Annotated in this window: 4 protein-coding genes; 1 reads left to right on the top strand and 3 read right to left on the bottom strand. The window is 56.7% G+C overall.

What is annotated here, in order from left to right:
* Positions 1–117: 117 nt before the first annotated feature.
* The 3 genes from nfuA to RX972_RS28555 form a co-directional block, all read right to left on the bottom strand.
* A complete protein-coding gene (gene nfuA / locus RX972_RS28565) occupies positions 118–711 on the bottom strand; it encodes a Fe-S biogenesis protein NfuA (RefSeq protein ID WP_027902653.1) in 594 nt (197 codons plus the stop codon).
* Positions 712–781: 70 nt separating this feature from the next.
* Positions 782–1,807 (bottom strand): acyltransferase family protein, encoded by a 1,026-nt coding sequence (locus RX972_RS28560; protein ID WP_099271299.1) that lies wholly within the window; start codon positions 1,805–1,807, stop codon positions 782–784.
* Between the two features lie 378 nt (positions 1,808–2,185).
* Positions 2,186–4,489 (bottom strand): fatty acid cis/trans isomerase, encoded by a 2,304-nt coding sequence (locus tag RX972_RS28555; RefSeq protein ID WP_316880602.1) that lies wholly within the window; start codon positions 4,487–4,489, stop codon positions 2,186–2,188.
* 165 nt (positions 4,490–4,654) lie between these two features.
* On the opposite strand from RX972_RS28555, the gene metH reads away from it, so the two are divergent.
* The gene (gene metH / locus RX972_RS28550; RefSeq protein ID WP_316880600.1) at positions 4,655–8,362 is read left to right on the top strand and encodes a methionine synthase; all 3,708 of its coding nucleotides are present in this window, start codon (positions 4,655–4,657) and stop codon (positions 8,360–8,362) included.
* Positions 8,363–8,608: the final 246 nt, after the last annotated feature.

Here is an 8,608-nt window from a genome sequence, read left to right as displayed (position 1 = left end):
ATCCGATGCCGGGGGTCTGACATCGGATTCTCTATAAAGCCCGGCTTGGACTCAAATGCTTAAGTGAACAGCATTACCGAACGCGTCGGGGCTTTTTAACACGGCGCAGCAAACTGCTTAGTAGTAAGCGTTTTCTTTCTGCGTGTGGTCGGTCACGTCGCGTACGCCGTGCAGCTCTGGAATGCGCTCAAGCAATGTGCGCTCGATGCCTTCTTTCAGCGTTACGTCAGCCTGACCGCAACCCTGGCAACCGCCGCCGAATTGCAGAACAGCGATGTGCTGCTCCTGCTCTTCAACCACATCGATCAACGTGACCTGACCGCCGTGGCTGGCCAATCCGGGGTTGATCTCGGTTTGCAGGTAGTAGTTGATGCGCTCGTTGATCGGGCTATCAGCGTTGACCATCGGTACTTTTGCGTTGGGTGCCTTGATCGTCAGCTGGCCGCCCATGCGGTCGGTGGCGTAATCAACAACGGCATCGTCCAGAAAGTTTTCGCTGAAACCATCGATCCAGGCAGTGAAGCTCTTCAGGCCGATGGCCTTGTCTTCCGGTTTTTCTTCGCCGGGCTTGCAGTAGGCAATGCAGGTTTCAGCGTACTGGGTGCCAGGCTGGGTAATAAACACGCGGATGCCAATGCCCGGGGTGTTCTGCTTTTCCAGCAGATCGGCCAGGTAATCGTGGGCAGCATCGGTAATTGTAATAGCGGTCATGAAAATTCCTCGCAGACGTGCGGGCAGTTTACGCCAATCGCCAGCTTCACACAAAGTCCTAGTATTTTTGTCAGGAAAGCGCTTGAGAAGCGTTTCTGGCCCGTCGATCGTCGAGCCAACCCTTCATGCGACGGTATAAACCCTTCTCCAGCCATTCGTAACTTATCCATGCGCCAAGCGCGATGACAGGCACACAAATGGCGAATACCAGGTAAGGGTTAAGGTCGTAATGCTGCGAAGCAAGCCAGCCACCGTACAGTACCAATACGTGGAGCAGATAAACCGAATAGGAACAGTCGCCCAGCACTTTAAGCAGCTTGTTGCCCCGGAATACTGGCTCCATGGCGATACACGACAGCACGATCAACGCGCTTGGCAGGCCCCAGTTAAGCAACCGCTGCTGATCGCCGCCTACGTGATAAATGACCACCAGCCCCGTGGCGATACCCAGCAACGGTAGCCAGAACCCTTCCTTGATCCAGCCTCGGCGATAAATGATGCCTATGCCAATACCGAGCAAGAACTCATAAATAATGTCGTTGCCATAAAAACGGCTGATCAGCCCGGAACGCGCCAACACTTCACACACTGCGAACAGCGCCGCAGCCACGATCAATGGCCGATGACGCTGCTTGAACAGGAAGACGGTGGAGAACAATAGATAGAAGAACATCTCGTAGTTAAGCGTCCAGCCCACGTTGAGTGTGGGGTACAGGCCATAACCACCGGGATTTTCCGCAGGGATGAAAAACAACGAAAGCATGAACGTCTGCCAGTTAATCACCTGATGTGGAAGCAACGGCGCAGCAAATACCAGTAAAAGACCCATGGCTGCCGTGTAAAACCAATAAGCGGGGACGATCCGGATAATACGATTGAGCATGAAGCGCCTGGCCGGCATTTCGCTGTTCTGAGTAGAGAGAAAGATCACCAGGCCACTGATGACGAAAAAGATATCAACCCCCACTGCCCCCTTCGTCACGAAAAAGTCGCCAATCGGGCCACTGGCGTGGAAGTTGAAGAAAATCTGCATAAAGTGATGACATACAACGACCCACGCGGCGAGTGCCCGCAGGGCTTGAACAGAAATCAACATCACAAACCTCATTGCCTCTTTAAACAACAATCCAAGGCCGCGAATACACCCGCATGCACAAGGACACTCACGGGGTCGGACCGTGATAGTTCACAAAAGGTCATGAAAAAATGAGTTTTCCGGTCAGCGGTAGATGGCTGCGGGCCATGTGGGGTGTGGGTTGGCCGGGTTTTATGGAATTGAATTTGCGTACATCGTGCCCGATGCGCCGAGCGGATTTTCGTTGTTGGAGCGAGGCTTGCCCGCGAATCGGCCGATGAGATTATTCAGGTACACCGCGTATTCGTTCTTCGCGGGCAAGCCTCGCTCCAAAAGGGCATCAGGTCTCTGTTTGAGGCTTGGCCTGGGCGGCATTCCGACGATAAGCGCGACGCAAATCTACAGATTCTCGTACCGATTCATGTCCATCACACCCGCCTCAACAGGGTCCGTCTCCTGAATGTAGCGAGTCAGGTCATGGAAATACGTCCAGAACTGCGGGTTGCTGCGCCGCACGCCCCATCGTTCCACAATCTTCTCGAACTGTGCCTGATGCCTGGCTTGCTGCATGAGCTGAACAAACTCGGGCACCTCGCTGGCAGGTACGTTGAACATGAAGTTTGGATAGCTGGCCAATACACCGGGGTAAATCGTCAGCGAGTCCAGTCCCGGCTCATAGCGGTGCGACTCACCCAGTAAAAACGCCACGTTCGTATGCGCCCGGTTACGCAGCATGCTGTACATCATCCGCTTGCCGCTGCTGTCCTCGATCCGCAGCATCGTCGCTTCAGGCAGATAATCGATCACTTTCAAGCCCGCCGCAGGTCGGGACGTCAAATGGCTCAAGGACTGCTCGACCTGAGCGAAACTGTCACTGATACCCGCTCGGGAACAATAAGCTCCAGTGCAACGATTGATCGGATCCGGCGCAGCATTCAACGTACCTGACCGCTCTATCAGCTTCAGGGCGAAATCGCGCTTCGGACCTTTTTCATCCAGCGGTATGCCACTCGGCGTGTCATCGTCGATGTCCTGATAATCCAGCCACATCTTCAGTTTGCCGCCGTTGCGATACCAGTCGCTCAACAGGTCGTCGCGTTTGTCTGCGGGCATCAGCCGCAAAAAGTTAACTTCGGCGCCGTTACGGATCAGGTCGAAATACAGCCGAGTCTGCACCTGATGGGACACGTTTCCGTAAACGTCGAAATTCACCGCAAGTTGATAATACGTGCGCTCCAGCAGCGGGTAGTCGAACAGCCAGAAAGTCTGTGGCACGTCACCGATCAGGCCTTTATTGACCGAAGCACTGTCGAAGTGACGGAAGACTGTCAGCAGCGAGTTATCGTTACCAGCCCACAACGTGGCCCAGCCCGGCGGAGGCATATGCGCGTAGCTGTCACGGCGCAGATCTTCGTATTCGTTGCGTTTGTCCCGATAGGCGTGCCACAGACCAAGCACACTGCCGACATCATCGTTCTGCCCCGGCATCGCCAGCAGTGGCGTGGCCAGCCCCCGATAGCGGGCATCGACGATATAGCGATCATGGGCCGGATCCTGAAACGTCACCCAGAACTGGTCGCGAATCACGTCCGTTGCGATCTGCCCCCGACACACAGGCCCGCGAATAAAAGTACGGACAAAGTACTCGGCGTTATCCAGCATGAACTGATAGCGCGCGGCGGCAGGAATCGCTTCAAAGGTTTCAAACGGATTGGCACGACGTCCGGGGCCATAGCCCGGCAGCGAATCCACACGCCAGTCGTTGCCATAGAACAGCTGTTTGACCCGTGCCATCTTCTGCGGACCCAGCGCATAAGTAATGTGCGTCTTGTGGACGATCACACCTTTGACTTGCGTAAGGCGGTAATAAAAGTCGCTGCCGGGATCATCGTCCGGCCTGCGGGTGGCAATCACATCAATGGGCTGACCGCTTGGCGTCCGCGAACGTACCCATTGAAAGAAATGCCCCGGCTCACCACCTGCAAAGTAGATGTGCGCAAGGAACAGGTGCTCGTACAGCCAGCGGCCCACCAGTGCCTGAGTTGAACCGGGCTGATTGAGCAAGGTTTCCCACTCAGTAATCTGCGCCAGTTCACTGATTGAGGGGCTTTGCGCCTTGTCATCCACCGGAGCACCCACGGCGAACCAGCGTTGCAGGGTCTCGTACTCAGTGTCGCTCAACCCGGCAACGGCAAGGGGCATGCCTTCCTTGGGATGAGCCTGAGCGTAGGCATTGAACTCTCCCGGCTGAGCGCAAAGATTTTCCCGATTGAGGCCCAGCACGATTTCAGCCGGGATCTTCGCGTTCGGTTCCAGCGGCACGTTACGCCCCAAGTCCAGCATTCTGCTCATCAACGCAGCCTGGCTGTCCTGGGCATCAAGCACCGAGTAGAAACCCTTGCTCTCCCAGGCTTTCGGTCCGCTGGCATCGATGAACAAACGGGTGGGCGCTTGAGCCACGCTGCGATCGCCTTCGTAGACCGGAACCTTGCTGGCACCCCGAGCGACGCCCTCCCCGGCGCCCAGATTCAACTGGCACGGCGCATCATTGCAGGCATGACAGGCAACGCACTTCTCGGTAAGGATGGGCTGGATATCCCGAACATAGGAAATGTTCGGCTGCACGGGCTTGTCGCCCGCTTGAACCTGAAATATGCCGCACATCGACAACACTGCGATGCTTATAACCAAGCGATACGGCATATCCAGCGTCCAAAAGGTCTGAAAAGATGAAAAAACGCCGTAATTCTACAGAGGTTATTGCGGCCCAACATGAGCGATATTCATACCAAAGTCTTATCAACACCAAAACCGTTCGGGTTTGCTATCATTTCGACCTTTCTGTATCGATCTTTTCCAGGTAGCCCTATGTCTGATCGCAGCGCCCGTCTTCATGCTCTCCAGCAAGCTCTTCAGCAGAGGATCCTGATCCTCGACGGCGGCATGGGCACCATGATCCAGAGCTATCGCCTCGAGGAAGAAGACTATCGCGGCAAACGCTTTGCTGACTGGCCCAGCGACGTCAAGGGCAACAACGACTTGCTGGTGCTGACCCGCCCGGACGTGATCGGCGCTATCGAAAAGGCCTATCTGGATGCCGGTGCCGATATTCTGGAGACCAACACCTTCAACGCGACTCAGGTTTCCCAGGCCGACTACGGCATGGAAGAGATCGTTTATGAGCTGAACGTTGAAGGCGCTCGGCTAGCGCGTAAAGTCGCTGATGCCAAGACCCTGGAAACGCCGGACAAGCCGCGTTTCGTCGCGGGTGTTCTCGGCCCGACCAGCCGCACATGCTCGCTTTCACCGGACGTTAACAACCCTGGTTATCGCAACGTCACGTTCGATGAGTTGGTGGAAAACTACACCGAAGCGACACGTGGCCTGATCGAGGGCGGCGCGGACCTGATCCTGATCGAAACCATTTTCGATACCCTGAACGCCAAGGCCGCGATCTTTGCTGTGCAAGGTGTTTTCGAAGAGATCGGTTTTGAATTGCCGATCATGATTTCCGGGACCATCACCGACGCCTCCGGCCGTACCTTGTCCGGTCAGACCACTGAAGCGTTCTGGAACTCGGTGAGCCACGCCAAGCCGATTTCGGTCGGCTTGAACTGCGCGCTGGGTGCCAGCGATCTGCGTCCTTATCTGCAAGAGCTGTCAAACAAAGCCAGCACCTACGTTTCCGCGCACCCTAACGCGGGCCTGCCTAACGAATTCGGCGAGTACGACGAGCTGCCGAGTCAGACGGCAAAAATCATTGAAGAATTCGCGCAAAGCGGCTTTCTGAACATCGTCGGCGGTTGCTGCGGCACCACACCGGGCCACATCAAGGCCATCGCCGAAGCCGTCGCCGGTTATGCGCCGCGGCAGATTCCGGATATCCCGAAAGCCTGTCGCCTGTCGGGCCTTGAACCGTTCACCATTGATCGCAACTCGCTGTTCGTCAACGTCGGCGAGCGGACCAACATTACCGGTTCCGCCCGCTTTGCCCGCCTGATCCGTGAAGATAACTACACCGAAGCCCTGGAAGTCGCCCTGCAACAGGTCGAAGCCGGCGCCCAGGTGATCGACATCAACATGGACGAAGGCATGCTGGACTCGAAGAAGGCCATGGTGACCTTCCTCAACCTGATCGCCGGTGAACCGGACATTTCCCGGGTGCCGATCATGATCGACTCTTCCAAGTGGGAAGTGATCGAAGCTGGCCTCAAGTGCATCCAGGGCAAAGGCATCGTCAACTCGATCAGCATGAAAGAAGGCGTCGAGCAGTTCATTCATCACGCAAAACTCTGCAAGCGCTATGGTGCTGCGGTTGTGGTCATGGCGTTCGACGAAGCCGGTCAGGCCGATACCGAAGCCCGCAAGAAGGAAATCTGCAAACGCTCTTACGACATTCTGGTCAATGAAGTGGGCTTCCCGCCGGAAGACATCATTTTCGACCCGAACATCTTCGCCATCGCCACCGGTATCGAAGAGCACAACAACTACGCAGTCGATTTCATCAATGCCTGTGCCTACATCCGCGATGAACTGCCTTACGCGCTGACCTCGGGCGGTGTGTCCAACGTGTCGTTCTCGTTCCGGGGCAATAACCCGGTGCGGGAAGCGATTCACTCGGTATTCCTGCTGTACGCGATCCGTAACGGCCTGAGCATGGGCATCGTCAACGCCGGTCAGCTGGAGATCTACGACCAGATCCCGGCCGAGTTGCGTGACTGTGTCGAAGACGTAGTACTCAACCGCACAACTGACGGCACCGACGCCTTGCTGGCAATTGCCGACAAGTTCAAGGGCGATGGCAGCGTTAAAGAAGCGGAGACCGAAGAGTGGCGCGGCTGGCCGGTGAACAAGCGCCTGGAGCATGCGCTGGTCAAAGGCATCACTACGCACATCGTTGAAGACACTGAAGAGTCCCGCCAGTCCTTTGCACGCCCGATCGAGGTGATTGAAGGCCCGCTGATGTCCGGCATGAACATCGTCGGCGACCTGTTCGGTTCGGGAAAAATGTTCCTGCCGCAGGTAGTCAAGTCCGCTCGTGTGATGAAGCAGGCGGTTGCCCACTTGATCCCGTTCATCGAGCTGGAGAAAGGCGACAAGCCAGAAGCCAAAGGCAAAATCCTCATGGCCACGGTCAAGGGCGACGTGCACGACATCGGCAAGAACATCGTCGGTGTGGTGCTGGGCTGTAACGGCTATGACATCGTCGACCTGGGCGTGATGGTCCCTGCAGAGAAGATCCTGCAGGTGGCGAAAGAACAGAAGTGCGACATCATCGGTCTGTCGGGGCTGATTACCCCTTCGCTGGATGAAATGGTCCACGTTGCCCGGGAAATGCAGCGTCAGGACTTCCACCTGCCGTTGATGATCGGCGGTGCGACCACCTCCAAAGCCCACACCGCAGTGAAGATCGAACCCAAGTACAGCAACGACGCGGTGATCTACGTAACGGACGCCTCTCGTGCCGTTGGCGTCGCCACACAGTTGCTGTCCAAAGAGCTGAAACCGGCCTTCATCGAGAAAACCCGTCTTGAATACATCGAAGTGCGTGAGCGTACTTCGGCTCGCAGCGCTCGCACCGAGCGCCTGAGCTATGGCGCTGCCGTCGCCAAGAAGCCGCAATTTGACTGGGCAGCCTACGACCCGGTCAAGCCGACGTTTACCGGCGCCAGGGTGCTGGAAGACATCGATCTGGACGTGCTGGCCGAATACATCGACTGGACGCCGTTCTTTATCTCCTGGGATCTGGCAGGCAAGTACCCGCGCATCCTCACTGACGAAGTCGTAGGCGAGGCCGCCACGTCATTGTTCGCCGATGCCCAGCAAATGCTGCGCAAGCTGATCGACGAAAAGCTGATCAGCGCACGTGCCGTATTTGGCTTCTGGCCCGCCAATCAGGTGAATGACGACGATCTGGAAGTCTATGGCGACGACGGCCAGCCATTGGCGAAGCTGCATCACCTGCGCCAGCAGATCATCAAGACCGACGGCAAACCGAACTTCTCGCTGGCCGACTTCGTTGCACCTAAAGACAGCGGCATCACTGACTACGTGGGCGGCTTCATCACCACGGCGGGCATTGGCGCTGAAGAAGTGTCCAAGGCCTATCAGGATGCTGGCGATGACTACAACGCAATCATGGTCAAAGCCCTCGCCGACCGTCTCGCCGAAGCCTGCGCCGAGTGGCTGCACCAACAAGTGCGTAAAGAGCACTGGGGTTATGCCAAGGATGAGCAACTGGACAACGATGCGCTGATCAAAGAGCAATACGCGGGCATCCGCCCTGCTCCCGGCTATCCAGCCTGCCCGGATCACACCGAGAAAGGCACCCTGTTCCAGTTGCTGGACCCGATGCCGGATGGCAAGCCAGGCAAAAGTGGCGTGTTCCTCACCGAACACTACGCCATGTTCCCGGCGGCAGCGGTCAGCGGCTGGTACTTCGCCCACCCGCAGGCGCAATACTTCGCCGTGGGCAAGGTCGACAAGGATCAGGTGGAAAGCTACACCGCGCGCAAAGGTCAGGAGCTAAGCGTGACCGAGCGCTGGCTGGCGCCGAATCTGGGGTATGACGAGTAAGCGCCCTGGCGCTGCCTTTGCGGGGGGCTTGCCCGCGATAAGCATGGGTATGTACGCATTTTTTCCATGCAGGGATTTTTGTGTGCATATCCGTTACTGCGGGCATGGTTGATATTGGTTGCGCTTTTACAGCGCCTCACTTTTGAAGGAGCCCAAAAGTAAGCAAAAGGCTCTTGCCCCACCACTGGGTGCCTCGCTGTCGCTCGGCATACCCGTAATCCGACATTGCTGCGTGGGGCCGCCGCC

The sequence above is a fragment of the Pseudomonas syringae group sp. J309-1 genome (assembly GCF_032582135.1).
In the GTDB taxonomy this organism is placed as follows: domain Bacteria; phylum Pseudomonadota; class Gammaproteobacteria; order Pseudomonadales; family Pseudomonadaceae; genus Aquipseudomonas; species Aquipseudomonas quasicaspiana.
This window is presented reverse-complemented; position numbering and strand designations above follow the sequence as displayed.

What these genes read in the sequence shown, in the direction of transcription:
- nfuA (WP_027902653.1), bottom strand. Translation starts at nt 711, where the DNA reads ATGACCGCTATTACAATTACCGATGCTGCCCACGATTACCTGGCCGAT.
- RX972_RS28560 (WP_099271299.1), bottom strand. Translation starts at nt 1,807, where the DNA reads ATGTTGATTTCTGTTCAAGCCCTGCGGGCACTCGCCGCGTGGGTCGTT.
- RX972_RS28555 (WP_316880602.1), bottom strand. Translation starts at nt 4,489, where the DNA reads ATGCCGTATCGCTTGGTTATAAGCATCGCAGTGTTGTCGATGTGCGGC.
- metH (WP_316880600.1), top strand. Translation starts at nt 4,655, where the DNA reads ATGTCTGATCGCAGCGCCCGTCTTCATGCTCTCCAGCAAGCTCTTCAG.